At 58.8% G+C, this 26662-nt stretch carries 26 protein-coding genes and 3 pseudogenes; 6 read left to right on the forward strand and 23 right to left on the reverse strand.

The window, feature by feature from the left end; translation table 11 throughout:
* Window positions 1-13: 13 nt before the first annotated feature.
* Window positions 14-481: a MarR family winged helix-turn-helix transcriptional regulator gene (locus tag FOM02_RS19305; RefSeq protein WP_027557300.1), complete on the forward strand. Its 468-nt coding sequence runs from the start codon at window positions 14-16 to the stop codon at window positions 479-481.
* Between the two features lie 224 nt (window positions 482-705).
* On the opposite strand, the pseudogene FOM02_RS19310 reads toward FOM02_RS19305, so the two are convergent.
* From FOM02_RS19310 to FOM02_RS19345, 9 genes and pseudogenes are all read right to left on the reverse strand, one after another.
* Window positions 706-1901 (reverse strand): annotated as a pseudogene (locus FOM02_RS19310) (amidohydrolase family protein).
* A 293-nt stretch (window positions 1902-2194) separates the two neighbouring features.
* The gene (locus FOM02_RS19315; protein WP_265441963.1) at window positions 2195-3886 is read right to left on the reverse strand and encodes a hypothetical protein; all 1692 of its coding nucleotides are present in this window, start codon (window positions 3884-3886) and stop codon (window positions 2195-2197) included.
* 186 nt (window positions 3887-4072) lie between these two features.
* A pseudogene (locus tag FOM02_RS47160) lies at window positions 4073-4453 on the reverse strand (TniQ family protein); the annotation flags it as partial.
* Window positions 4443-5501 (reverse strand): TniB family NTP-binding protein, encoded by a 1059-nt coding sequence (locus FOM02_RS19320; protein WP_265441964.1) that lies wholly within the window; start codon window positions 5499-5501, stop codon window positions 4443-4445. The pseudogene FOM02_RS47160 and the gene FOM02_RS19320, both read right to left, overlap by 11 nt.
* Before the next feature lie 37 nt (window positions 5502-5538).
* On the reverse strand, window positions 5539-7758 hold the full coding sequence (locus tag FOM02_RS19325; protein ID WP_265441965.1) for an integrase catalytic domain-containing protein: 2220 nt from the start codon (window positions 7756-7758) through the stop codon (window positions 5539-5541).
* Window positions 7755-8465, reverse strand: coding sequence for a hypothetical protein (locus FOM02_RS19330; RefSeq protein ID WP_265441966.1), 711 nt, complete (start codon window positions 8463-8465; stop codon window positions 7755-7757). The genes FOM02_RS19325 and FOM02_RS19330 overlap by 4 nt, the downstream gene beginning before the upstream one ends.
* A gap of 839 nt (window positions 8466-9304) precedes the next feature.
* Entirely contained in the window at window positions 9305-9679 is a 375-nt protein-coding gene (locus FOM02_RS19335; protein ID WP_265441967.1) for a hypothetical protein, read from the reverse strand.
* Window positions 9680-9823: 144 nt separating this feature from the next.
* Window positions 9824-10156, reverse strand: a complete 333-nt coding sequence (locus FOM02_RS19340) for a hypothetical protein (protein ID WP_265441968.1) — start codon at window positions 10154-10156, stop codon at window positions 9824-9826.
* A gap of 869 nt (window positions 10157-11025) precedes the next feature.
* Window positions 11026-11598: a hypothetical protein gene (locus tag FOM02_RS19345; protein WP_265441969.1), complete on the reverse strand. Its 573-nt coding sequence runs from the start codon at window positions 11596-11598 to the stop codon at window positions 11026-11028.
* A gap of 284 nt (window positions 11599-11882) precedes the next feature.
* Here FOM02_RS19345 and FOM02_RS19350 point away from each other — a divergent pair, with 284 nt between their 5' ends.
* Together FOM02_RS19350 and FOM02_RS19355 are read left to right on the forward strand one after the other, a co-directional pair.
* Window positions 11883-12176 (forward strand): hypothetical protein, encoded by a 294-nt coding sequence (locus FOM02_RS19350; protein ID WP_265441970.1) that lies wholly within the window; start codon window positions 11883-11885, stop codon window positions 12174-12176.
* 531 nt (window positions 12177-12707) lie between these two features.
* On the forward strand, window positions 12708-12899 hold the full coding sequence (locus tag FOM02_RS19355; protein WP_265441971.1) for a hypothetical protein: 192 nt from the start codon (window positions 12708-12710) through the stop codon (window positions 12897-12899).
* A 227-nt stretch (window positions 12900-13126) separates the two neighbouring features.
* Here FOM02_RS19355 and FOM02_RS19360 read toward each other — a convergent pair whose 3' ends face one another.
* From FOM02_RS19360 to FOM02_RS19415, 12 genes are all read right to left on the reverse strand, one after another.
* Window positions 13127-13456 (reverse strand): DUF6634 family protein, encoded by a 330-nt coding sequence (locus FOM02_RS19360; protein ID WP_265441972.1) that lies wholly within the window; start codon window positions 13454-13456, stop codon window positions 13127-13129.
* A 180-nt stretch (window positions 13457-13636) separates the two neighbouring features.
* On the reverse strand, window positions 13637-15016 hold the full coding sequence (locus FOM02_RS19365; RefSeq protein ID WP_265441973.1) for an AAA family ATPase: 1380 nt from the start codon (window positions 15014-15016) through the stop codon (window positions 13637-13639).
* An 85-nt stretch (window positions 15017-15101) separates the two neighbouring features.
* A complete protein-coding gene (locus FOM02_RS19370; protein ID WP_194473533.1) occupies window positions 15102-15350 on the reverse strand; it encodes a hypothetical protein in 249 nt (82 codons plus the stop codon).
* 15 nt (window positions 15351-15365) lie between these two features.
* Entirely contained in the window at window positions 15366-16229 is an 864-nt protein-coding gene (locus tag FOM02_RS19375; RefSeq protein ID WP_265441974.1) for a hypothetical protein, read from the reverse strand.
* 139 nt (window positions 16230-16368) lie between these two features.
* Window positions 16369-17262 (reverse strand): metallophosphoesterase, encoded by an 894-nt coding sequence (locus FOM02_RS19380; RefSeq protein WP_322596975.1) that lies wholly within the window; start codon window positions 17260-17262, stop codon window positions 16369-16371.
* The gene (locus FOM02_RS19385; protein WP_265441976.1) at window positions 17207-17401 is read right to left on the reverse strand and encodes a hypothetical protein; all 195 of its coding nucleotides are present in this window, start codon (window positions 17399-17401) and stop codon (window positions 17207-17209) included. The genes FOM02_RS19380 and FOM02_RS19385 overlap by 56 nt, the downstream gene beginning before the upstream one ends.
* A 2-nt stretch (window positions 17402-17403) precedes the next feature.
* Window positions 17404-18087: a hypothetical protein gene (locus FOM02_RS19390; protein WP_265441977.1), complete on the reverse strand. Its 684-nt coding sequence runs from the start codon at window positions 18085-18087 to the stop codon at window positions 17404-17406.
* Window positions 18080-18613: a hypothetical protein gene (locus FOM02_RS19395; protein WP_265441978.1), complete on the reverse strand. Its 534-nt coding sequence runs from the start codon at window positions 18611-18613 to the stop codon at window positions 18080-18082. Before FOM02_RS19395 ends, FOM02_RS19390 begins: the two co-directional genes overlap by 8 nt.
* Window position 18614: 1 nt before the next feature.
* A complete protein-coding gene (locus FOM02_RS19400) occupies window positions 18615-19148 on the reverse strand; it encodes a hypothetical protein (RefSeq protein ID WP_265441979.1) in 534 nt (177 codons plus the stop codon).
* Between the two features lies 1 nt (window position 19149).
* On the reverse strand, window positions 19150-19716 hold the full coding sequence (locus tag FOM02_RS19405) for a hypothetical protein (RefSeq protein WP_265441980.1): 567 nt from the start codon (window positions 19714-19716) through the stop codon (window positions 19150-19152).
* 189 nt (window positions 19717-19905) lie between these two features.
* Window positions 19906-20082: a (2Fe-2S)-binding protein gene (locus FOM02_RS19410; RefSeq protein WP_265441981.1), complete on the reverse strand. Its 177-nt coding sequence runs from the start codon at window positions 20080-20082 to the stop codon at window positions 19906-19908.
* Between the two features lie 502 nt (window positions 20083-20584).
* Complete coding sequence (locus FOM02_RS19415) at window positions 20585-20839, reverse strand: FitA-like ribbon-helix-helix domain-containing protein (RefSeq protein WP_265441982.1); 255 nt, start codon at window positions 20837-20839, stop codon at window positions 20585-20587.
* Between the two features lie 185 nt (window positions 20840-21024).
* Between FOM02_RS19415 and FOM02_RS19420 the strand changes: the two genes are divergently transcribed.
* A complete protein-coding gene (locus tag FOM02_RS19420; protein WP_265441983.1) occupies window positions 21025-21258 on the forward strand; it encodes a hypothetical protein in 234 nt (77 codons plus the stop codon).
* Between the two features lie 312 nt (window positions 21259-21570).
* Window positions 21571-23259, forward strand: a complete 1689-nt coding sequence (gene metG / locus FOM02_RS19425; protein WP_265441984.1) for a methionine--tRNA ligase — start codon at window positions 21571-21573, stop codon at window positions 23257-23259.
* Between the two features lie 248 nt (window positions 23260-23507).
* On the opposite strand, the gene FOM02_RS19430 is transcribed toward metG, so the two are convergent.
* Entirely contained in the window at window positions 23508-25037 is a 1530-nt protein-coding gene (locus FOM02_RS19430; protein ID WP_265441985.1) for an MFS transporter, read from the reverse strand.
* 969 nt (window positions 25038-26006) lie between these two features.
* A complete protein-coding gene (locus FOM02_RS19435) occupies window positions 26007-26261 on the reverse strand; it encodes a helix-turn-helix domain-containing protein (protein WP_265441986.1) in 255 nt (84 codons plus the stop codon).
* A gap of 12 nt (window positions 26262-26273) precedes the next feature.
* Here FOM02_RS19435 and FOM02_RS19440 point away from each other — a divergent pair.
* Window positions 26274-26636: pseudogene (locus FOM02_RS19440) on the forward strand (ribonuclease HII); the annotation flags it as partial.
* Window positions 26637-26662 lie beyond the last annotated feature (26 nt).

Below are 26662 nucleotides of genomic sequence, written 5' to 3' on the forward strand. Positions count from 1 at the left end.
GGGTGGGGAAGGGATGGCGAGAAGCGTCGCGGTGAAGAAGGGCGTCAAGCCGGCCAAATCGCCTTCCAAGTCGCCTTACGTGCTCGACGAGCAGGTCGGCTTCATCCTGCGCCAGGTCTGGCAGCGCCACAGCGCGATCTTCTCCCGCGACATCGGCACCAACCTGACGCCGACGCAATGGGCGGCGTTGTCGAAGCTTGCCGAGACCGGGGCGTGTTCGCAGAACCAGCTCGGTCGGCTGACGGCAATGGACGTCGCGACCATCAAGGGCGTGATCGACCGCCTGACCGCGCGCGGCCTCACCGAAACGAGCCAGGACCCCGAGGATGGCCGGCGGCTCTTGGTGAGTCTCACGCGCGCCGGCCAGCAGCTGGCGGAGAAGCTTGCGCCGAACGCACTCGCGATCACGCGCGAGACGTTGGCGCCGCTCGATGCGAAAGAGCGCGAAACGCTGATGGGGCTGTTGAACAAGCTGCGGTGAAGTAGGTGCCGTAGGGTGGGCAAAGGCACAAAGCGCCGTGCCCGCGATCTCTCACTTCACAGGCGCTGTGGTGGGCACGCTTCGCTTTGCCCACCCTACGATACCGAGGTGAGGTGCTCGTCATTCCGGGGCACGCGCATCGCGCGTGAACCCGGAATCCAGAGATTGTCGCGCGAGATTCCGGGTTCGCGCTGACGCGCGCCCCGGAATGACGGCAAGTGCCGTCACTTCGCCACCACCTCCGGCACCCGGCCGGCGGCGGGGTGTTGCGGCTGCGCTGGGTGCGCACGATGCCGTCGATGATGGTCATGCCGATGCCGGGGAGGTCGCCGAGCTGGACGCTCTCCAGGATGTTCTTGCCGGGCGAGTGCTGCGCCTTGTCCATGATGACGAAATCGGCGGCGCGGCCGACCTCGATGAGACCGCAATCGAGCGCGCGCATCCGCGCGGTATTGCCAGTGGCGAGACAGAATGCGATTTCGGCCGGCAACTCGCCGATCGACGACAGCATCGAGACCATGCGCAAAATGCCGAGCGGCTGCACGCCGGAGCCGGCCGGCCCGTCGGTGCCGAGGATAACGCGATGCAGCTCGTTCATTTCGCGCGCAATGCGCAGCGTGTAGAGCGCCGAGCGCTCGTTGCCGTTGTGAACGATCTCGAGCCCGCGCTTGCAACCCTCGCAGATGCAGCGGATCTGGTCGTCGGGCAGGGCAGTGTGGCCGCCATTGATGTGACCGACCACGTCGGTGTCGGCCTCCAGCACCACGTCCTTGTCGATCAGGCCGGAGCCGGGGATCGACGGACCGCCGGTGTGGATCGTGCTCTGGATGCCGTATTTGCGCGCCCAGCCGACCATTTTCCGCGCTGTGGGGCCGTCTTTCACGCCGCCGAGGCCGACCTCGCCGAGCAGCTTGACGCCGGCGGCGGCCATTTCCTTGAAATCTTCCTCGACCATCTCGCATTCGATCACGGGCGCACCGGCGTGCACCTTCACGCCGCCCGGACGCAAGGTCCAGAACGCGCGCTGGGCGAAGATCGCCATCGCCTTGAGGCCGACGACGTCACGAGGGCGGCCGGGCATGTGCACTTCACCCGCCGAGATCATGGTGGTGATGCCGCCGTGGAGCGAGCTGTCGATCCAGTTGATCTGGTTCTGGCGCGGCGTCCAGTCGCCTGCGACGGGGTGGACGTGGCTGTCGATCAGGCCGGGGGTCACCGTCGTGCCGTTGGCATCGACGATGGTGGTCGCGCCTTCCGTATTGAGGTCCTTGAAGCGGCCGATCGCGGTGATCTTGCCGTTCTCGGCGACGATGGTGTCGCCGTCCAGGATCGGCTTTTCCAGGGCGCCGGACAGGATCAGGCCGATATTGCGGATCACGAGCTTCGAGGGTCCGGTGGCCTGGAGTGCGTCATGCGCCATGGAAGGGCTCCTTATTCCTAACTGCAACGCTCGCGATCTTGTGTGCTTTCCCAAATATCACGAAAAATGAATCAACAAAAACCCCAGGAGTTTCTGCGCTGCCCCCCACAATTTACGAACTGCATTCCCGTGTAAAGCGAATTACCACCGCATTTTTCACCCGCCGTTCCCAAGTAAAGCGAATCGGGTGCGGTCGCGCTGCCTGATTGAAGCGTTTGATTGGTTGAACGGGAGATTGTCTGATTGCGGCGCAGCCAGCTCGATCACGCTAGGCTGCTCTTGATATGCTTAAATTACCCAATTGGTTGTTTCGTGCCGATCGACGAGCCCTTCAACCGCGAATGCATAGCTTTTAGCAGCTTCGGACATATTTCCAATATCCAGTCGTAAATTTCGGGCCAAGTGGTTCGATCGAAGAGTTTTCCTCGGGGACAGTCAGCCAAAATGATCAGGTTCTGGTCCTTCGTTCGCGGAACAAATTGTATTCCGACATCACGCGATATGCGATGGATCTGGCTTTTTAAAACGACTCGCAACCCTTGTTGAGTGCCCTTGCTGAAGCAAAAGCCAACGCGAATCTTTGAAGTGGTAAACGAGAATAATATCGCCAATCTTACATTGGGAATGCCAGAGGCCAATTCAATGCGCACCGGCCCTCCATTCCTCGCAGGAATGCAAAGCCGAGATTTTGCGCATTGGCATTTCTTGTGAAGGCCAAGCCAAAACGAAGCGCGAATCTCTTCGCTTGTAGGAATCGTGCTCAACCGAGAGAGAAGTGCTTCGACATCTTTGCGATAAAAAAAGTACTTTCGACATTTATCTCGCGTGATTGCGGGTTGTAGGCCGAGCTGCACGAGGCGGGTGCAAGCACGTGTCGCATTCGTCGCCAAGATTTCTGAAAATTCCGAGGCGGCGGCATACTTCAATTTAAAACGATCTAGCTCGGAACGGCTAATTGCGACAAAGCGCCGTTTTGATTCTACCCGACTTTCGCCTTTGATGTATTCGCCCTGAAGCAGGTCGCGAAATCCTTCTGAACTTACTCCAACCTCCTTGGCAGCGGACTCGGAGGTGAGCGCTGTACGTGTCTCGGCGAGGTAAGCGGAGCGAACCTCTCTGTAGTGAAAATAGAGCCCGGATATCGGCGGTGCTCCGACCAGTCTGGCTGCCGGTCTCAATTTTGTCGCAAGCACTAGACGAATGATCTCAGCGTGCTGCATAGATGTAGCGCGGGCCACCCTTGCCAACGACATCAAGTCAGCGGGGGGGACCGCGACCTGTGGAACTCCCTGGTTGAGACGGGCTATTAACTTATCGACATCTGCCTTCTTCAGGATATGAGCGCCATGCCCCTCCGTTCCGGCCCGGAACGCTATCGGCAACAGGCCGCCGTGTACCACTCGGATTAGTGCGTTCTGACTTTCTCCGATACGGATGGCGGCTTCTTTAAGAGAACTTGCATCTTGCAGGATTGACCTGACTCTTTCAACGTGCTCCCGCCGAATGCCAAGTAATAGACCGTGTCGCCGTTCGGCTCTAATGAGGCCCAGCGCCCTTAGAATTCGGCGCAGTCGCGTGGGATGAATCTTTAGCTGCTTTGCCGCATAGCCGAGTGATACAAATGGATCGTCGGGGGCCGCGGTAGGTACGTGGCCCGTAGCGTAACGAGCCATCAGCCCTAGCAGCTTGTTGTGTATCGAGGAGCGGGGACCTCGGCGGAGCCATCGGTGAAGCCAGCCGTATAGTGGCGTTAGGCTACGGCTTATTGATTGATCCATGTTCCGCGTGATCGAACCGATAAATTCCTCGAAGCCAATCTCTCCGCATTTGAGAATCGCGAAGCCCGATAATATGGCCGCGCGCCTAGTTACACCCAGACTGGAGAGCGTGGGCATTGAAGGCAGATTGCCACCAATGGCAGCGCGCCCGACTTTGTCCATCAATTCTATGGCGTCATCCAGATACGCGCCGTCCAGAAACGGCACTGGATCATATCGTGGCAAGCCAAGACGCCCGGCAATATAAGCTTCGGCGGATAGCTCGGATGCCGGTACGCTGCGGCAAGAGCCTGTGAGATCATGATTGTTTTCGCACCGGCCAATTGAGCCTGAAGTCCATCTGATCTGACAATCGCAGCCAACGGTCAAGCATCTATCTTCTAACTCGACGGCGTGAATTGTGCATGCAGTGATCGCCGACGAATCCCACCAAACACGGTGATGAGGCGACTTGCTGAGGCATAGGGGGCATCGTCGCCTAACACCACGGATCCAGTGCAATTTACTTGAAAGTCGCTCTCCATTCACGTGAACATACCGATTACCCTCAAACCTAGGTGTCGATTTCTGAACAAGATCGCTGCACTCCGCGCCGACTTCCCGCAAGATGGCATCGGTTGTTCGGGCTGAATAGATCCAACTCGGCTCTCCACCGATCAGTTCGATCGCTTCAACCGGGGCGAGGCCGTTCAATTCAGCAATTCTCAGGAGAACACCATGCGCGGGCTCTCCAGGGGGAAATTGAGTCAGCCAGAGTGGCAATTTACGCGGCATCGCTGCGCTGCCGGCCAAATTTCATCCTTGACCTAGGAATACGGCCGGGCTTCTTTTTCCGACTTGCTTGGCTGCTTCGGCGAGAGGAGACAGCGGGCGGAGCATCTTTGCTCCTGCCTGAGCTTGCGTGCCGGTCCTCCTCCACTCGCGCGCGGACTATGTCAGGATCGCCCTTGAACGGGTTGAGGTCATCCTCAACATCCTTCCACCCTCGATAAAACCGATAGAGGTGCGGCATCGTAATCATGAGGCTTTCGCCATCATCGATAGCATCCTCCGAAGTACCTTTGAGGATATCCATTGCTAGTCCGAAATGACCACCAGAACCGACATGAATTCCATGGAGGAGCTCGCCCTTGTCGAGCCCCGCGCGCTTTTTGAAGGGCAGCAGAGGGTCGACCTCTTTCATGGCCGCCGCGAAATAGAGTCGATCCTCTTTGTTTGTCCAGGAGTACGGCGTAAGACGCAACATAGCCCTGTTGCGGCGTCCCAATTGCGGATTTACGTCTCGGGCGTCGCTGGCGTCTTCGAGGCCAGCACATAGTACTTGGCATCGCGCCTTATCCAGTATCTCCTTGACTAGGTCGGCTCCCTCCCATGCACGAAGGTTCGTCAAGCCTTCGACGCAACTTTGGAATTCATCAAGGATTAGCAATTCAACCTTCTGCTCCTTCAGATGAAATATGGCCAGCTTTAGAAGCTTGGGATAGCTCCAACTCTCCTTCGCGAGTATGCCCAGTTCTAGCAAGATGGCGACTGCAACTGCTTTCATGCCTGATCGCGGTGGTAACGAAACGTACACAACTCGACGAATGTCTTTTCCAACTTCCGTTTCTTTCGGAAACCGAGCGGCATACTTCTCGAGTGGGAAGGATTTGCCTGCGCCAGTGATGCCAATGAGAAATTTGCAGTTTCCCTTCTTTGTCGGCCGGTAGTTACCGTGATGGCGCTTGATAAATAGAAACGCTTCGACAAACTTCGGGTGCGTCACCGTAATGTTATCCAAACAGGTCTTGCGTTCTTCGGAGGTCATGGTGTCGAAATTCATCTCATGCTCCTATATCGATGCCACGAGCGTCGCAGCGCTAAAGATCCTCGATTTTTTGAAATGCCTTAGTCCGAGCTTCACGAGCGATGGTGTTTGGCTCTGGGCCGGAGTTGGCCGTTTCGGTCTCGGCGCCGTCGGGCAGCGTATTCGGTTTTGCTTGGGTCGGTTCTGAGTCCGAAGGACCGCCAGTTTTCGGAGCGTCCCTCGACGAAGGGGTTTCCGCGCGCGCGTCAGGTCCGTATTTCGGGGTTGCCGCTTTAGACCGGAGCACGCGTGTTGTGCGCGCACCAAGTCCCTCCGAGATCGGATGGATTGAAGCCGTGGGGTCGTGCTGCGACGGCTCGATCGTATCTTGTGGTCTTGGGCCAGTGTCTTCAAACCGGGCAATGTCTTTCATTTGACCCGAACGCTTGACGCCCGCCTTGATGTCGTCGATCTCGTCATGGATTGCGTTCATTGCCGCCAGCAGATTTTCCTCGTTAATCCGTTTTCCTTTGGCATTAAGTTGATCCAGGGTTATTCGGTGCTGGCGCTGCGTTCTGCCCTCAGCGTAGGTGGGCCACGTGCACTCTACTGAAATCCAGCTGTTCGAGATTGGATCCAACACCTTGATCGTACCGAGATTTAGAAGATCTCGCGACCTCCAGAGCATAACATTGACCGGTTCGTCGGGATTAGTAACGGCGCCAAGCTTGGCGCATTTGTTGCGAATATTCGCGAGCTTCCGTGAATTGTAGAACAAGCGTTCTATGCGGATGCCGCGCCGGTCGGCCTGAGATTGCGCTGACTCGCCTAGAAACGCAGTCAGGAGTTGCTCGTCGACGCTCGGGCGACGACCGTACTTTTCCACACTTTCGTTCCATCGCTCCAGGGGGATCTCGTTCATCATACCGGCGTGTGGACGCTGGTTATAAAAATCGACTATGAATTTTGTAACGATCCATCGGATACCATGAACCGAAAATATGGCATTCTTGGAGGGGAGATATTCTCCGCGCTCATCAATATTGCGAAACGTGGTGCCATCAAGATTGTGGATCGTGCCTTCCTGCAGCCCGTCCAAGAACGCCTCGACTTTTCCTTTCAGATCCGGCCTTCGGCGCGGAAGATCGAGGATGTGAGCGCCGGTCCGGAGAATCGCGGCGTCCATGGAAGATGACTCGAACTCCTTGCCGCGATCGCACACAAAGCCAAGAGGTGCACCCGTGTCCGGCCAAGGCCCATTGATTCCGCTGAATTGCGCCAGATAGATCTCTTTGTTCCCAAGTGCCATTTTGAGAGCGAGCATTGTGGTAAGCCAGGACGGCGGATGAAATGAGATACAAAAGCCGACGATCAGTCGTGAGAATCGATCGAGAACAACCGTGAGAAATGGTTTCGGCAAGACCAGGCCCGACTTATCATCGCGCACCATGATATCGAGCGGCGTGTGATCTATTTCATAAACTTCGCCAGCAAAGTCCCCTTGAGGTCCCATGCCAACATCGCGAATTGCGCTATCCGCGTCGCGTGCAGAATGGCGGTGATAGAGCTTTGTGTACTCCTCATATTCTCCTGCTTTGCGATAAAGAAAGTTCTTCCCGATCTCGGGCGTTGCAACTCCGAGGTCGGTAGCTTTCGCAGCCAGTGCTTTGAGAAAACGAGGTTTCAGCCACGAGATCTTTGGCGCAGTGTTCACGAGCCAGTTGCGATTAAGAAAATCCTTCGCAAATTCGTGAACCCAGTTGTCTTTACGCCTCTTGCGATTTCCACGGTCGCTCCAGCCAGGTAGGAGGCTGCGGGGATCGCGGCCCGAAGTGATCCATCGGGAATAGAGCTTGCGAACTGTGTTCCATTGCCATGGTGTTTTGTCCTTGATCCGCTCGGCCGTCTTGGCAATAGTTGGGCTCAACCCTTTCTTAGTCAATCGAAGACGCGTGCCTATCTTGTCGATGTCTTTGCAGTAGATGAGTGCGCGATCCATGTACGCAAGTTCCTCATCATTGTACGATTTCAGCGCTCGTGTCAGAGCGTCGCGCACGTGGTCCGGCAAATCGTGGCAGCGACCCTCGATGAGGAGTCGCCTGTCCTTGGTCATCGCATTGATTGCTGACTGGGTGTACGAGACGTCCTGTCTCGGATCATTTGCATCCGTAAATGTTCGAACGCCTCCAATGAGATTTCCCGTTATGAGGCGCCGACCGTTAATGAGAACGATCTCACCAGTCTTGAGACGAACCTCACCATCGCCGCTAAGCTCTTCAGTTGTAGCAGTCATGGGTGACCTCGTGTGAGAGACGTTTGATCACCGAAGGGCTGGCTCATGTCGGCCTTGATCTCGCCGCGGTAGATCATGCGCATGATGGCCCAGAATGCATTGACCTTTCGGCCCGCCGCGTCGCGCACAGTGCCAATCGTTACTGGGTCCGGAAGACCGGGCAGAGCGCCCCTGACGGCAGAGAGAGCCTTATGGTCCACGAGGTCGCCGGCGCCGCGCAATATGTGACGGGAATTGGATAGTCTGGGCTCTATCCGAATGTTACGTTCTGTCATGAGATGAAATTCAAACCCGCGGCGGTAAGCTTCGTCCGCGACCGCGTCATACCATCCATCGATCTCTGCTTGTATGACGGCGTCGTCGGTGAGTACGACCGCGGCAGGTCGGACTTCCCATAACCTTCGTTCGCCCGTTGCATAGTTCGAGAAGAAATCCGGTACCGGATAATACACATGCCCCAAGAAGTGCACTGTCAGAGTTAGCGGTTGTGGCCAGATCTGAGTAGTGCGGGGATCGGACTCTAGAAGCACCAAAAGATCACGCTCAAGGAGAGACTCGAAAACGAGCAGCGCGGGTTCAGCGTCTCGGTAAGAAGGAAGGCGACCGACGTAGCCGCTGCGGTTCGCTTTGATCGGGTCGCGCTCAACGCAGCGTCGCAATTTCAACTTGGTGCTGGCGCTTGGGTAGCCGCGAGTTGGCGTCCACATAGGATCTATCTTACATCGCGTGAAATGAACCGCTTCAATTCCTCTTGCAGTTGGTGCGCATCGGGAGCCCTGAAGGAGATCCAACTATGGACGATTGTGCGGTCGAAGACGTCGATGATGAAATTCAGGTATTGTTGTTCCGAGCTCGTTGTCCCAATGCCAGAGTTTGCGCAATCGAAGATAAACGACCGTTTTGTCGGGGAGCGTTTGCTCCTGCGAGTTGCCTTCATTTGCGCGCTCCTTTTTTGGATCGTTGCGATCAGCTTCGAGAAGCGGCTCAAGGCCGCTCGCATGGGTTAGTGTACGACGGTCCAAACGGGTTGGCAGAGCCTTTAGCGTTGCGCTAGCCCAAGTCTGAGCAGGATTTGATTGGGCACGCCCAAGTCTTTCGTCCGTCTGATGGTCGTGCGCGTGAGATGGACCGTTCAATGCCGAGGTAAAGTTCGCTTTCGGCAAGACCAATCGACCCTCCCGGGAGGCTAGATGACACGGAAGCATCGAAATGTTTGTTGTGGGGGAGACGAGTGCCGGTCACTGCCGTACGATGCAGGACTTGATCAATCGTCACGGGATCGGCTCTGGTCGCATGCGGGTATGGGTGGTGTGCCCTCTCTCTATCTGGTCGAGAGCGATAGCTCGCCCAGCCAAGTTCATCGAAGCCAATAGAGCTTCGTGGCCCTTAAAGGACACGGAAGGGGTGGGTGAGAAAGTTGGCGCGGGCAATGCGGCGCGGACTGCCTGCCGCTTTGGGAGCTGCTGCAAGCAAAGTTATAGGTGATACTCTCGCTACGTTAGCGCTTGGGAAAGTCGTAGGCGGATTGGTTCACCTTTGCGAACAATCAATCGTCTTCTGTCAGGCTACCCACACGCAACCATCTCTTCAGTTCTGGGGAGCATTTCACTGACGTCCAGGTCAGTTCAGCGTCAGTGTTAAGTAGGCATAGCTCCCAGTTACCGGAGCGAAATGCACGCACGTTGGGTCCTCCAGCCGCGATCCAGGTGATGCTGAAGACTTTTTCGCCCTGCCAGATATCGATCAAGTGTCTGCGCCGGCTATATAAGATCGTCAAATCATTGAGCTTTGCTTGTTTTGTGTAATGGCAATAGCCCCTTTCTGGGCCTGCGATGACATCGTAACCAATCTGGTTTAAGACGCGTACTGCGGCGTCCCGCAATTGCAGTGCTCTTTCCAGACGAGCGATCGAAACTTTCATTGGCGAAGCCTCGTTTGCTTAATTGTGGGGAGGGCGGTGCAGCACCCGCGATTTGACAGATGGGCGGGCTTTCTCGACTGTTAAGTTGGGCACACCGGGTGCCCAGCTCGTGGCTTATGATCACGCGCAGCTACGACAAGACACTCACAACCGATACTTTCTTAGTCGAGCTTTTGCCTCGGCACAGGCAGGAGTGCCCTCGTTCTGCTCTATCCAATCAAGTAATCGGTTTGCGTCGATGATCCAGTCCCGTCCGAACTTGGTCCCTATCGGCCGTTTCATCAGTTCGGTCCGCTCGCATAGCTGTCTCATCCATTCGCTGCCGCATTCGCGTACATCAGCGGCCATATCGATAGTGAGCGCGTGACCTGCGTGAATGAGAACCAGCACGTCGCCACTCAATTCAAGCTCCTTTAGGTGGGCTAGCGCCCGCTCTAGGTCTGCGATGATTTTGGACAAGCGCGAATTGTCTGTCATCTGGTCGCCTCCAGGTCGGTACCCGGTGTTCGCGAATAATCGGGCTGAATATCTCCGTGCAGTTGCTCCATGACTGAAGTCCTTCTCACTAGGAACGCTCCGCCGTTCGCCAGAACGGTTCCGGCGTCGGCAGGGGGTGGAAAGTGGGGACTAGGAGGACAACCTCAGCCGAATGGCCTTGTGCTCCAAGAGCGTTCTTGTACGCTATGGGTGTGTCGTTGGGCCAATTAGAGGTTCTTCCTCTATGTATCCCTGCGAACGGGCGGTCCTGGCGAAAACAGGGCCGCCTTTCATTCGCATGTAACGTTTCGACGGCGCTTCGCTCTGCTCCATTCGGTTGTTGCCGATTAAGCCACAATACGATTTCGGCCGAAAAGGTCAAAACAAGAAAACAACCAGAGCGAGCAACTAAGGGTAGTGTAAAAAATATTTTCAGTAGCGTCCCGGTAGGTGACGCATAAGCGAGTCCTTGAATGATGGGGTGTGACCTGGTTTGCTGATCTGAAGGAGACTTTCAAGGATTCAACTACCGAGCGTATTTCATTTTTGCGAGCTTTTGGGTGCCGTCGTCCTCGGTGTTGCGTCAGAGGTGACGGGTAACGAATCTCTCCCAAGGACTCGGTGACGGATCCCTGGAGGCTTGGTCCGAGACGAGGTGCACGCTGAGGATGTGCGGACGCGGCGTTAAAAGATTTTTCACCCTTGACAAGTGGGAGAAGGCCCGGGCAGCGATTTCTGCGACCGTTAATCCTTGCGTTTGCGTTGCACAATGAAAATGCGAATGCGCAGGAATGAAGGATTCAGCGCGTGCGCCGTTGCTCAGCGGCGATCTCACTTTCCACATCCAGCTGTGGAAGTGCGTTGTTTGGCTAAGTATTGGTACCGTTCAACGCATCGAGCTCGATTGTCACGAAGCTGTCGTTGAGCCAATCGTAGCGGCGGCACGCAAGGTCCTTGCCTAAGTTCGTTCGGACGATGTGGAGATTCTCGGTTCCGCGCGGCGCGGGCACGAGGGCCCCCTTGGCGTGCTCAGAACATGCCGTAAAGAGGGGACCCCCGCAGCTGACGAGATATCCCTCGCTGCCGCAAACAGCACAGCTGCGGGCGGAGCGGGCGATGGCCAATTCGATCGCTTCCTCAATTGCCTGTTCGACCTGGCTCGGGAGCTCAGCTGTGGCTGTCCAGCAGACGTCTAGGCGACCATGTCGTTCCACAATCTGTTTGAAATGAACTGGATAATCATCGGCGGCAGATGAGACCCGCTGGGCCAACTTGATCACTATGTCGCGCCAACCATCCGCACAGGAAGGAAAGCCGGGCGAATAAGGAGCGCCGCGATAGCTTCGCACGAACAGTTTCGGATAAGCCGCGATAACTTGCCAGCGCCAGTCTTCCGCTACATTTGAAATGCGACGGCCGTACTGAAGGTTTTGACTGCACATCGTTGCTACTCCGCCTGGCTTTTCCTGTGCCGTTGATCATTGAATGATCGGATTTCAGGGTACAAAACTTGCGCAGCATTACTCATTACATTCATCTCGAACCGGGCCAGCCCAGCGGCCGAAAGAGGAAGCGGGTGCGGACGAGCCGATCGGGGACCCACGATTGACTCAAGCGTAAGAGGCGCGGTCAAATCGATGGCAAGAACGCCTTGACTGATCAACGCGCAGACCAAGTTCATTGGATTTCGAACGCGGATCGAATTGCTTAGAGAGCGGATCGTTAGGTGTCGACGGGGCGCTTTCGCCAGGGCGCGAATTACACCAATTTTCAGGGAGGGTGCCACCTCGTAGTTTCTGTGACTCCAGATGCGTCGACAGTTTTCCGCGCGCGGTTCCTCGTCGATCCCAGCCCAATCAATTTCAATAAGCCGAATCTTATGGTGCGCAAGAGCCAGGAGGAGAAGGCCTTCATCATCGATGTCTCTAGAGGGGCGCTCGTCCACAATATCGAACGCAACGCGGCCACTTCCGAGTTCAGCAACCAGCATTTCGACAGGCACTTGGCGGCGCTGATATGAGATCGATCTAATGTATCGGAGTCTGAAAATCGCCGGATCAAGCAGGAGCTGAATTGCCAGATCGGCAAACTTAGAAGGGCAGCTTTGGACAAGTTCGGGGGTGTTTCGAGAACGCCTCGTGTTAGAGCTTGCACGACGAACTTTGCTCACTGCATCTACGGTCTGACGCGCTCTACGGCGAGCAAGAGGCCGACCGGAAGCTGACGATAGCTCCGTCTTCTGAACCACGATTGCCGCTCCTCTTCGCAACCGTCATGTACGTTTGAGATCTCGCAACGTTCGATCGGAAATAACCACGTTACCAAGCATCGAGTCAACAGATAGCTAGATAGCTGGATAGCTAAAGCGAAGTTTGATGCGGACTGCGCCGTAACTAGTGTCGATGGGGCCTGAGTTTGGGTTCTGAAAGGGAGAACACGAGCCTGTGGACCTCTGCGGGCAAAGTGCCGATTTGGGCTTTTCCCTTTTGTGCCAAAGTGTTAGTGGAAATCTCCGGGGCCGATAGCCGGCTATCTGCGGGAGAGGGTAGGAGTGCAAAAGCCGATCAAGAAGGCATCTAGCTCTCGTAAGAGAGAGGACGGCCGCCGGCAGCTGTTGATCTATTTATCGCCTGAATTGATCATGTCGCTCAAGCGAGCGGCGCTTGAGCGAGAGCAGCCGGCATACGAGTTGGCCGAAGAAGCGATCAAAGAGTGGCTGTCGAGGGAGAAGCGGAAACGGTAGCGAAAAGTACGGGCCAGCGTTTAAACACGAGGTGCTCGACTGCACATGAAATCCAGCAGATTTCGGGCCACATCCCAATACCCTGCTAGGTCCATTTGGGCTGAATTTTGCGGACTTGAAGGGTTGGCCGACGTGGTACCAAATCTAGCTAGCTCAATAGTCCTTCCCAGCTATCAATCTGAGCGGCCATTTACGTGTGTGAATTTGACCATGATCGTTATGCCCCGCTAAGTCCCCACAACTGGCGCGTCCTCTGCTGGGTCTCCGAGCCGGTAGAGCCGATTCCAAGTGCGAGCCCACTTGCGGTGACGGTCGAGCCAGATCAACTGCGACGTGTGAATGGTCCGGGCGCTAGTAAACAGAGGATGGCCGCTTACATATCCCACTAACACGAAGACGGCCGGCGTACCGTGTTCGAGCTTGGGCATTAGGGTCGCGCGCCAGCTCTCAAGCAGTGGGGCACAGGCGAGTTCGGACGGCGACGGCTCCTCACCCTTCAGATATGACTCGAAGTCGAGCTTTAGCTGTCCGGTTGGGTCGATGTCGTCGGTTGACATGTGCAGGATTCCAAATTCATCTAGGCATTGCTCATGCTTTCGGGCGAGCTTGGAACGTCAGCGGATTGACAACGACGGGCAGTTCTTGCCATTCTCCATTGCCATCCAGCCACGCTGATCTGTCGTCTTCGCCAGCTTTTGATCCCTGTTCCGGTCTGGGCACCTCCTGCAGAGGGATATTCAGTGCCTGACTGCGCTGGCATTTCGCGCCTCGATCGTGGCTTCCAAGATCTTCTGCAACTTGCGAATGCTGAATCCAGCCTTTTCCCAGGCGTGGGCTATCACTTCGAGTTCGTCATGAGCTAGGGGCCACACGAATCCGTGCTCCCCATTTTCGACGGCGATCTCCTGCAGCACGTTGGCTGCCAGGAGGGGCAAATCACAGACCCGAGGAGCTGGTACCTTGATGATGCGGAAGCGGTCCTTCAAGGGAGCGGGGAGGGACTCGACCGAGTTTGCGGTAGCGATGTACGAGATGAAGGACAAGTTGAGCTCGGCGTCGAGCGAGACATCCCGGTGCCTCGCCGCAGTCTCGCGCTCGAGAAATGGCAACAGAGCGTCCCAAAGTCGTCCGTTGTGCGTCGAGGTGCCCGATTTATCTGCTTCATCGATCATCACAATGGGATTGGCAATGCGCATCTGATTGATGGCGCGCGCCGGTGCTGACGGAATACTACTGCTCCACGCTTTGGGGCAACCGCCGAACATGTTGTCGGAAGCGCCGGAGCCGTCATAGCGGTAGACGCCAATCCCGAGCAGATCACCGAGCCGGCGCACCAGACGCGACTTGCCGACCCCAGCAGGCCCAGTTAGCAGGACTGCCTTTAGCCGCACTGGCTCGCCTTCCCGCAGGTCGCGCAGCACAAGATCGATGGCAGTGGTGGCGTGCGGGTATTCCGTCATCAGCGTCGTCCGCACGCTATCGAGATCGCGCGCGACGACCAGCGGCAATCGCACATCAAGAAGCTCCTTGAACCCGGACTGATCCTTGCTAAGTGAGCTTGCCTTGTCCTTCTGTATGACGACAAGACTGAAATCTTTGGGCTCGTATCGATGCTTCGGTCGATTCTGCTCACCCGTGAGGGCGAGGTTGCTGGACGGCGTGTCCTGATCCAGTGTCTCGAGCCGAGTAATGAAGAAGATGCTATGCTCATCATCTCGAAAATCGCCTCTTGCTGCGCTCCACCAAATGGCGAGGCGCTGCAAGGCGTGATTTCTGGTGATGCTGGCATCTGGCCAATCCCAGAGATGCTCGACAGCGTAGCCAAGCTGCGGCAGCACGATCTCAAACGTTTGGGGTTTGACTGGGTCGGCAGCGAGCATCAGCGCCGCGAGGGCCTCTTCGCCGCGATCTGCCGCGAACAAGAGATCGGCGAGCGTCTGGCAGGCGATCTTGCACCGCTCTTTCTCTCCCGACCAGAAATCGGCGGCAACCAGATCGCGCGATAGAACTTTAATTCCGCTAATACGCGACCAGAGGAGCAGGGCGGCGGGGGACCAGCCTTTCTGCCACAGGAGTTCGACTGGCAGGGGCATCCGAACGCTTTTTGTCTGAGACATGCTCAGTTCCTCGTTTGGCGCAGGCCGGTTGAGGAGATAGGACCGCAACCGAGAGCGAAGCGTAACGCAACCGCCTCGAATCGCATCAGAACGCAGTCAGATCGTTCGGAACACTGCCGAAGCTGCGTATGATCTTGGCGTCCCGGAAGTGCCCTCTCGCGGGATCACCCGTTCGGCTGAACGCAACTGCGCCGACGTAGCCGGGCTTGTGTGAGAACGCCTCGGCGCGCACCACGGCTGAGTTCGGATTGAAGCACTGGACAGCTTCGCCAGGTGCAATGCCATCGTCCGTAATGACAAAAGGCAGAACGACATAGTAGGTGACCTCGGACATTCCATGCCTCCATACCTAAGGGTTTTCGAGGATTTCGCAGATGGCGTCCTGCTCATGGTCTTCAAGGAGGCTGAACGGGTTGCCTTCGCGGGCTGCAAACGCTTCGTAGTCGCCTGTCCGCCCATCAGGCGAGCGAGCCTTCTGCACATACTTCATCCCAAAATTGCGCTTAAACGCCTGAATCGACCAGCCATCCACGATAAACTCACCCAGGCCGTGACTCAGATGCTTCCAACCGGTCGCTGGGAAGATGACCTCCGGGCGCGCGGATCTCCTCACGATGCGGCGCATGAGGTCCATCACCTCTGCGACGTCGACTTGACTCACCAGCAATGGTAGAAACTGCCTCACCGCTGGCGGATGACGGCGCGCCTCGGCCAGGATCCCACCAAGCTGCGGCAGGAGGGGGCCGTGGTCCTCAGCTTCGTCCCACACCCGGCGATGGAGGCTGGATAGAGCCTCTCGAGCATCCTCAAACGCGTCATCCGCGATGCGACGGCGACGCCAGTCCCGCCAGAGCTTATCGATCGCACCGAGCCAGGCCGTTGCCCACTCGCTGGCCACCGGCCGGCACCAGTGTATGACGAGGTCAGGCCCGTTCCACTCTGGCGGCGCGGCCGTGCGAAGCTTCGCTTCCAGCCCGATACGCTCAGACTCGTTCATGGCCCAAGTGCACGCATCCCGTATCTCGATCTTGACGTGAGGCCCCATGAAATAACGGACCGCTTGCTGATCCCACCTGTGCTCCTGCTGGATCCTCGCCGCGGATGCGGGAATGCCCTCAGACTCTAAAGCGTCAAGGACTGGCTTCCACTCCGCGTGGTCAGTCACCAGTCCCATTGGGGCGCGATCGTCGCCGTCTAACGCATCTGTACTCATCTGGACTCCTATCGCCGCCGACAGCACCGACAAACTCTGCGGCCTAGCCCGAGTTAGTGGTGGATGGGACGAACCGAAGCGGGTAGGGCAATTCGTGTCGATGTTTGAGCGCTCGTCTGTCCGTCATGGCTAGCGTCGCTTAGATTTCGATTACTAAATTCGGATCGAAGTGCGGGTTGTCCCAGGCGCGCTGCTGCGGTGGCCAAGGGCCGTAGCCCTTGGCGTTCGACACCACGCGCGTCGAAAAGATCACGGTGTCCTCGGACTCGTGGGTATGTCCGTAGATCCAGAGGTCCGGCGGCCACAGCGCGCCGCGGCCATCGTCTGGGACCGGCGACATCAGTGACCTGAGATCGCTGCGGTAGGCGGCGTCGAGTCCATGATCGGTACCCAATCTTCGGCTTTCATGCGACATCTCGGGCACTGGCACGGGCACGGGCGCGTGATGGGTGACGACGACCAGCTTTCCGTCGTCGCGCGGCTTGCGCATTTCGGCCTTCAGAAACGCTCGGGATTTCAAGTGTCGGGTAAGGGCGTGATGCGGCAGGAAACGCCGCCGGTAAGCCGCAATACGGATCTTCTTGTAGTCGTTCATCCGGGCGCCGGCGATCATCATCGCGCGATGCGCGTCACCTTTGAGAGCGAAGTCAGTCCAGAGCGTTGCGCCCGCGAACGTGACGTTATCGATCCGAACGGTCTCGTTCTCCAGCACGTGCACGTTCGTGCCGGCAGCCGCGGTCTTGGCTTTCTCGAGTGTCCGCTGGATATCGGTCCCGTAGGCTTCGTGATTGCCCATGACGTAGATGACGGGGCGGTCGGGCACGCGCTCGAGCAGCCACTTCACGCCGCGTTCGGCGCGCGGGATCAGGTCGCCGGCCACGATCATGACGTCGAAATCCGGACGCTCCTCCGGCGCCGGCGGGTTCCAGCCGCTGGTGAGCTCCAGGTGGAGGTCGGACATGGCCCAGAGTCGCATCTCAGCGATCCTCCTCGTCGGGGTGATCGTCGAGCGGTTCGGCCGAATTGATCGCATCCAAGACCGCGTCCGGCAGCTCTTCGATCGCGAGCGCGAACACGACGTCCGGCGAACCGCACAGGGGGCACCGATGATTATTCCCGTCGTACTCGCACTCGCCCTCTCGGCGGCATGCGGCGCAGCGAAATCTGGCCATCGCTAATCATCCTCCGGATCAGGGCCGCTAGGCGGTGCCGCTTCGATGTCCTCCGGCGGGTCGACGAAGGCGTCGGCATCCCGGTCGTAGCGGCGCACCGTGACCACACGCGGCGTCGACGGCACCACCACGCGTACAGGGTGGAGGCGTCCGTTGGCACGGGCCTCCACGAGGGGGCGGCCTTCTGCGTGCGCCTCGCAGCGAACCTTGATGATCCTATCTGTGTGGTACTTCTCACCCTCGGCGCCGCAGAGCTCGCACGTGCAGCTACTGCGGGCCTCGGCGGGCGCGAGGGCCTCCTCGATGCGCGCCCAGGTCTCCTCCAACAGCTGGCCCTCCCATTCGGCCCTCAGAATTCCGAACCGCTGGACGATCCGGACGAACTGGAAGGTCTCGCCCTCCCGCAAGGCGCGCTCGATGCGGACGCACAGGCGCTCCATCGTGTCGCGCCAGCCTTCCCGAAGATGTGGTTCGTCCGTCATGGTCTCGAACAGCCGCGGATGCGCCCCCATAAGAGCGACCTGCCAATGATTGGCCGCGTTGTGCAGTGGATCGTCCGCGGGCACTTCATCCTTGGGAATGACGAACTGCACGTCGATCGAGTCGCACAGCGGACAGGTGGACCGCTGAGGGTCGTAGACCCAGGTGCCAGCTTGTCCGCAGGTGCGGCAGCGAAATTCAGCCATCCCGGTCCTCCTGCTTCTGCGGGGGCGGCACCTCGGTCAGCATGTCGGTCTCACGGTCGTAGCGCGCGTAGTACACACCGGCCTGGCCACGCCACCGGCGGAGCCGATGGATCCTGTCAGAGCCATAGTGTGCCGGGACGGGATCGCCAGACGCGTGCTCGGCGCAGCGGGTCGCGAGCCAATCATGCTGGCTGTAGAGCCGGCCCTCGGCGCCGCAGATCTCGCATGTGCAGGCGGAGCGGGCGACCGCGAGGTCGATGGCGTGACCGATCTTGGCCTCGGTGTCCTCGGAAGCCTCGGCGTCCCAGTCGATCTTCAGGATGCCGAGCTTCTGCTTGATACGAACGAATTCGAAGGTCTCACGATCATGCAGCGCGATTTCGACGCGGCGGCAGAGGCGCACGAGGATGTCCTGCCACCCGCGTCCGCAATGCGGGTAGCCGAACGAACGGCTGGGCTCCTCCGTCATCGTGAGGAACAGGCGCGGGTGCCACAGCATCAGGTCACGCCCCCAATCCATTGCCATCTCACTCCTCCTCGATGCCCAGATCGCCGGGGTCGACGTCAGCAAAAACATCGTTCTCCCTGTCGTAACGGCGTGATGCGTGGCCGCTCGGATTGGCAGCTCTTACGATGTGTACGTCGAGTCGACCGGGCTCGGCTGGAATCACTGTGCCCTTCGCATGTGCCTCACAAAGAGTCTGGTACCTCCCGGCGTGCACATAGAGCTGGCCCACCCCGCCGCATTCCTCGCAGGTGCAGGCTGCGCGCGCCTGTGCCAGCGCGACCGCTTCATTGATCTGGGCTGCCGTCTCGGGCGAGACGTCGCCGCGCCAATACACCCTCAACCCGGCGAACTTCTCCTTGACCTGGGAGAAGTGGATGGTCTCGCCCTCGCGCAGCGCGGCCTCGATGCGTCCGCACATACGCGCCAGCAGGTCCCGCCAGCCCTGCTCGCACCAGGGATAGCCGCTTGCCCGTTCTGGATCCCCCTCGGGAGGATCGAAGAGCCTGGGATGGGCTCCGAGAAGGTCGATGCGCATATCGCGAGCGTGCGTCATCTCAGCCCTCCTCGATGCCAAGAAAGCGCAGATGCTCGGGGTCAAGAGAGCGCAGATCCACGTCGACGAAGGAGTCGAAATCCCTGTCGTAGCGGCGGCACCGGACGATGCGCCGATCGGCGATGTAGCGTTCCTCGATCCGGACATTCTCGAATCCCAGCCGGATCTCGACGAGCCGCCGCTCGCCGGCGCACGTCGCGCAGCGCGTCACCAGCCAACCCGAGTCGTGCAGCCGGCCGGACTCGCCGCAGATCTCGCAGGTGCAGGCGCTGCGCGCTTCCGCCAGGTCGATGACTTCCTCGACCTTGACGTAAGCGTCCGGAGACAGGGCGCCTTGCCAATAGAATCTCAGGGTGCCGTACTTCTCCTTGATCTGGGTGGCCTGAAAGGCCCCGCCGTCGGCCTGGACCGCCGCCCGGATCCGGACGCAGGCCCGCTCCAGCAGGTCGCGCCAGCCATCGCCAACTTCGGGCCAGCCTTGTGCTGTTGCCGGATCGCCGACCGGGTGGAAGAGATCCGGGTAGGTTTCCACCAGTTCAACCCTCCAATCTTGCACGACGCCCGGCATCACACGACCTCAAGACAAACGCCAATCAATGAGAACAAAGCAAGAACAAAGGACGGTGTCAATAGCAAGATAGCTAGCTATCTACGTGATTCCGATTTCACGAGGACACGGAACCTCCATGACGCGGAGTCCGTCGTGGAGCGCGAGTGTGGCTCGGCGTGGCTTTTGACCCCTAACCGGCGTCCAACGTTATGCCGCTTCCGGTTCTTGCAGGATTCTTCTGACCGAGCGGGAGCAGAGCCCGCAGTACACCAGGTGACCGAGACAATTGTAGACCTGCGCGGTCGAACACAATTCGATATCGGCAGACTCGACGGCGCCTCTAACATCATGATCGCTGATGGCATTGCAGGAGCAGATGATCATTCTAGCTGCGCTTTTCTGGCATTCTGGATCGTGGGAGCATCCAGGTTGCGGGATGCGGCGTCCACGTCGGGGCAGTTCGGCTCAAGGAATAACTCGATGACGACGCGAAGCGTTTTGCATGTTTCGTCGTCGTCATCACTTGACCTCGCCAACATTGACGAGAGGCGATCAGTGATACCCCGCTTCGGCCTTGACCTTTCCGCGGAACACCCAATACGACCAGCTCGAATAGGTCAAGATAACGGGCAGCAGGAATAGCGTTCCGACCAGCAGGAATGCCTGGGTGCGGCGAGGAGGCCGCCTCCCACAGCGTCAGTTGGTAGGGCACGATCATCGGATAGAGGCTGACAGCCATTCCGATATAGGTCAGGACGAACAGCCCGATGCTGAAACTTGTGACGCTGAAGGGAAATGGCCTCTCGGCCGTCTGGGCGTTCAGTCGTTCACTGACCGATGGGGGCGGGCTTCATCGCCTCGGCGACCACATTGGTATCGAGCAGGGTCATTCGAAGGGCATCAGCTCAGCGGGACGCGCTTCGCGGAGCTGTTCAAGTGTCTCGACATCAGCATTGGTAAGGCCGAACTTCCGGCTCATCTCCGAAAGGGCGATGCCGAGCCGCAGCCGACCCTCGGGACACAGGACAGCCTCCAGAATGGCGCGCATTTCCGCTTCCGGGCTGCGATTGTGCTGCGCCGCGCGGACTTTCAGGGCGCGGTGCGCCTCGTCGGAGAGGTTGCGGATGGTGACTGCTGCCATGATGGCATCTTCCGGAGACTGACTGCGTGCTATCAAATTAGAACGTTCGGTACCATTTTTAGGCTATCCGGATTATCGTGTTGAGATCGTGGTGATCCAGCGATCGTGCAACTCGGATTATCGCGTGGTATTCTCTAAGTTGGTGCAGCCGCCTTCTCCCGCTTTGTGTGATCGAGGATCTAGCTATGCCAAAGCCGGTTCAAATCGACGCCGACCTGTACGCGCGCGCGGCCACTGCGGCATCGCGTGAAGGAAAACACGTCGACATTTACATAAACGAGCTGCTCCAAATGCAGCTGAGAGATGTGGAGAGAATGCACGAGATTGTTAGGGATCTCGATGAGATCGCTGGAGACGATACCGAAGAGGCGTGGATTCTCCGCGGAAACTCTACACGGGCAAAAGGCTCAGGCTCGTAAGCCCTCCAACGCGACAATTCGGATAGCCCATTTTTAGAGACCTTCCGTAAGCTGACTCTCTGCCGCTCGTGCATCTATGCGAGGCCCTTGTCCCGTCCCGAGTTTGAGGCTAAATCAAGCACATAGCAATGGACTAGCCAGATGACGTTCGTCGCCGCCAAGTTCGAAATGCGAATGCCCGTCCCGCAGGAGATCTGTTGGAGGGATTGAAGGCGCACGTGCGCCGTTCGGACGAAGCGGACCCGAGCCCTCCCATCCTGCGGAGGGCTTTCTTTTTTTGGTCCGCATTCTCTCTTTCCGACGGAGTGCGTCATGACGAAGTATCTCATCACTAGCGCGTTGCCCTACATCAACGGCGTCAAACATCTCGGCAACCTCGCGGGCTCGCTGCTTCCCGCTGACGTGCACGCCAGGTTCAGGCGGCAGACGGGCTCGGATGTCCTCTTCATCTGCGCCACCGACGAACACGGCACGCCCGCCGAACTCGCAGCGGCCGAGGCGGGAAGCGACGTCGCCTCGTTCTGCGAGCGCCAGCACGCCGTTCAGGCCGACACGTACCGGCGGCTCGGCTTGTCGTTCGATCATTTCGGAAGATCGTCCGGCCCGCGCAACCACACCCTTACGCAGCACTTCTTCGCGTGCCTCGAACGGAACGGCTTCATCGAGGAGCGCACGTTGGAACAGGTGTTCAGCGTGGCGGACGACCGCTTCCTCCCAGACCGCTACGTGATCGGCACCTGTCCGCATTGCGGCTCCAGACTGGCGCGTGGCGACCAGTGCGAAGCCTGCACGCGCCAGCTCGAACCCAAGGATCTGATCTCTCCGCACTCGGCCATCTCCGGCTCCCGCAATCTCGAGGTACGGGAGACCCGCCACCTGTTCCTGAGGCAGAGCGCCCTCGAGGGTGAACTGCGCCGGTGGCTAGCCTCGCGGCGGGACTGGCCACCCTTGGTCATCTCGATCGCCAACAAATGGCTCGACGAAGGCATCCGGGACCGCTGTATCACGAGGGACCTTTCCTGGGGCGTGCCGGTGCCAAAACCTGGGTTCGAGGGGAAGGTCTTCTACGTCTGGTTCGACGCGCCGATCGAATACATCGCCGCGACCCAGGAATGGTCGGACCTCGATCCGGAGCGCCGCGACTGGCGGCGGTGGTGGCTGGAGGCCAACGACGTGCGTTACCTGCAGTTTCTCGGCAAGGACAACGTGCCGTTCCATGCCGTGAGTTTCCCCTGCACGCTGCTGGGGTCGGGCGAGCCGTGGAAGACGGTTGACGTCATCAAGGGGGTGAACTGGCTCACCTACGAAGGCGGCAAGTTCTCCACCAGCGCCCGCCGCGGTGTCTTCCTCGATCAGGCTCTTGAGCTGCTGCCGGCCGATCGGTGGCGCTGGTGGCTGATCGCGAACGCGCCGGAAAGCTCCGATGCCGATTTTTCCTTCGCCCGGTTCGCGGCTGACGTCGACCACGACCTCGCGGACACCTTCGGCAACTTGGTCCAGCGCATTCTAAGCTTCGTCGCCGCGCGCTACGACGGCGTTGTGCCGGATGGGCCGACCGATCCCGACCTGCCGGCGAAGTTGTCCGGCCTGCTGAATAATTTGCGGGATCGTCACAAGGCTCTGGCGTTGCGCGGAACGGCCGACGCGGTGCGGGCGATCTGGAAGGCGGCCAATGTCCATCTGGTCGAGAAGGCGCCGTGGACGCTCATCAAGACAAATCCAAGTAGCGCGGCCGGCGTGGTCCGGACCGCCGTGAACCTGATCGGCATCTGTGCCCGGGCAGCGTGGCCGATCATTCCAGGGGCGGCGGAGAGGGTGCTTACGGCGATTGGCGACCTCGACGAAGTGCCGGCATTCCCCTCGGCGGAGTATCTGGACCGAATACCGGCCGGACGCCGGATCGAACATCCGGGACCGCTATTCGCAAAACTTGGATCAGAATGGGCTGAGACACAGAGCCAGAGGTTCACCGGATCGCGGGAAGTTCGTGGCGCTCCTTAGGGGAAACGCAGGGATAATGGACGGCTGAGTGTGTCGCGGCTTCGAACATTGACCCCCTTTCGGCTTCCAGCATTGACCCCGGCTTACTGCCGCAATTCGAAATGGATCTAGACGCTTACCGCATATCAGGCGGGGTCAAATGTTGGGTGCCGATTGGGGTCAAAAGCCGCGCCGATCCACACCGGCGGGGCTGCTCGTCCCATCGACGGTAGGCGCCGCCCGACTCGGATCTGCCTTGGTGTTCGCTTTCAACGCGCCGCTTGCGATCCAATCGGTCGGATCCAAAACCGAAGAAGAATGCCGCCCAGCAAGGAGCAGAGCGCCGCCACTTGTAACACTATGCGTAGCGCGCGTTCGAACGCCGCCGTTGCGGCTTCGGTGATGCCGGCTTGTCCCGCCAGTATTGCATTCAGCGTTTCGTTGGCTTGTGCCCGCGGCGCACCGGCAAGATGATACGAAAAACTGGCAAACAAAACGGCGCCAAGCGCCGCGACTGCCAAGAGACCTGCCACCCGGGCGACCGCGTTGTTGACGCCCGAAGCGAGTCCTGCGTGGGCGTCACCCACCGACGACATTACCATCGATGTCAGCGGCGGGACCGTGATGGTCATACCGATGCCAAATACGCAGATCGCCGGAAACGCTCCGGCCCAGTAGGATTGTCGGAAATCGGCAAAAGCCAGCAGCGCCAGACCGCAGCCTGCGATGACGGGTCCGATGGTGAGCGACTGCTGCGGCCCGAAACGGTCGGAAAGCATGCCGGCGAATTGCGCGCCGAAACCCATGATGAGAGCAAATGGAAGCAGTGCAGCACCGGCCTGTGTCGCGGAGTAGCCGCCGAGCCGGATCAAGCCAAACGGCAGATAATACAGCGCACCGCCTAGCGCAAAATAAAGCAACAGCGTCAATGCGTTGGCTGCGGCAAAACTGCGCGAACCGTACAGCGATATCGGCATCATTGCTCGTGCGCCGAGCCGGGCTTCCATTGCGAGAAATAACAAGAGCAATAGAAATCCCGATCCGAGCGCGCCGACTACGGTTCTGTCAGAAAATCCCGAGGCCGGAATGGCGTTAAGCCCCCAGGTGATCGCGGCGAGACCGGCGGCGACCGTGGCCGCTCCGGCCCAGTCCAACGATTTTGCGTTGTCATTTCGGCTTTCGCCTGCGAAGCTCGCAAGTCCCGCTGCGACGGCCGCCAGCGGCACATTGAGCAGAAAAATCGCGCGCCACGACACCTGATCGACGAGCCAGCCGCCCAATACCGGGCCGACGGCGGCGGTCAGCGCGCCGACACCAGCCCATACTCCGATCGCATGATTGCGCTCGTGCTCGTCAAATGTCGCTCCCAACATCGCGAGGCTCGCCGGGATGAGGAACGCGGCGCCAATCCCTTGGATTGCGCGGCTTGCGACTAGCACCGTGATGTTGGGGGACAGGCCGCACGTAATGGAGGCCAAGGTGAATATCGTAATGCCGAAAACAAAGATGCGTCGACGGCCGTAAAGATCGGCAGCCGCCCCTCCAACCAGCACCGTAGCGCTTAGCAGCAGCAGGTAAGCACTAACGATCCATTGGGTCGCGGCCACGCTTGCATGCAAGACGTGCTGAATCGTCGGCAGGGCGATATTTACGACCGACCCATCGACCAATGCCATGCTCGACCCGAATATGGTCGCCGCCAGCGTCAGCCGCTTGCGTCTTTGCGACGGTGTCGCGTCAAAGGCTGGTGTCGCCCGGATAATGTTAGCCTCGCAGGGAGGTTGTGTGAAACCAATCATTTGGGGCGCTCGAGAAGCGTGGCTGTCGCGGTCAGCGTGCGCCTCGAGGGTACCGTTGGCAACCGCCGGTTTCGCCCATTTCGCCGAGGTCGGTCGTTGCTCGTTCAGGCCGAGGTCGGCTCCTGTGCTGGTTTTTGGACGCCGGCAATAACGGGACACTCCGCACGCTCAGGGAGCCGGCGTCCAAAAAGCGCCAAGGCACGAAGTCGCGGGAAGTTGGGCACCGGCTAAGCAGCGGGCGCTATGAGATTGCATGTCGGCGCCGCTCTCGATGGTAAGCGCGACGCGAGCACGAGGCGACGTCATTCGAGAACCGAAGAGAGTGTAGTGGGCATCTCGGCGGGCATGTGAAGTGCAGCAACGGACGGCTGGTGAATTGATCGACGGGTATTGCTTCGAGAGGCGGCAACCCGGCAGAACGCTTCCACAACTTCCGCGTTTCGGCATGAGTGTTGCACAAGAGTACTTTTAATGTTCTCGACCTGTGTAATTTCAAATAGTTGCGCGTGTCAGAAATAGCACATCCGACAACTACTGCGCGATTAATCGGTCGATCGATGTTGAGCGACATGGCGTGAATCAATTTCTTGCGAGCAGAATATAGACGACACATTCAAGCAAACGGGTTGGCGCTTTCGTCAAGGCAATTTTTGTCATTGCGTTATCGGTGCGGCCGACCATGTGGCTGGCCGCTGAGGATACGAGCCGCGCGATCATGTGTTGCACGCCAGCAGTACGCTTGTTGATCGTGTTGACCTTGCCACCCCGCTATCGCTGTCCTCTCAACCGGCTACCGGCCTCTCGGCTCTTGCCCCGCGCAGCGGGCTGGAGCGCAGCGACTTTGTGCCTTGGCCCATCTGCGAAGTTGCGCCGTGCCTGACGGAGGTCCGCTCATGGCGGCAGAGCGGACCAGATTTGCTCAACCTGAGTTCTTTCGCATTTTGACCCAAAGCTGGCAAAGAGAAGGCTCTACGAAATGGACGTGGTCTTTGGTGCTCTGGTGCGAAACTGATGCGCCGCGGGCGCCACGCCATTCCTAATCTCAGATGGTGTCGCGCTGTAGCGCCAGCGAAACGCCCTGCTGAAGTACGACAGGTCATTGAACCCAAGATCGAAGGCGATCGTGCTGATCGCGCGGCTCAAATGGAGTGGGCTTCTCAAATTATGATCGGCCCGCGCCAAGTGCCTTTTCCTTGATCTCCTTCGCGAGTTCTTCGCGAGCATCGACGATTCGAAAAAGCTCGATGCCGTGCTGTCGGGGGTTTAGGGATGATGCCGCAGCACTTGTTGATCGATGCGAAGCTGCTGAGGGAAATTGAGATTCCTCAGCAGGCCATCATTAAGGGCGACGCCAAGTCCGCCAGCATCGCCGCCGCCTCCATCCTCGCAAAAGTCGAGCGCGACAGGGTCATGCGGACGCTCGATGCGCGACATCCCGGCTACGGCTTCGCGGATCACAAGGGCTGCCCGGTGCCGGCTCATTTGCTCGCCAGGCTTGGTGCATGCGCAGCTCACCGGAGGTCGTTCGGACCAGTACGCAAAGCTCTCGGGTTGCCGCCCCTGCCGACGTGGCCTTCATCCGAGCGCACCGCCGGCTGAACTCCAGGTCGTATGCTTCGTCTTGG

The sequence above is a fragment of the Bradyrhizobium sp. SEMIA genome, from assembly GCF_014844175.1.
GTDB classification, from domain to species: domain Bacteria; phylum Pseudomonadota; class Alphaproteobacteria; order Rhizobiales; family Xanthobacteraceae; genus Bradyrhizobium; species Bradyrhizobium arachidis.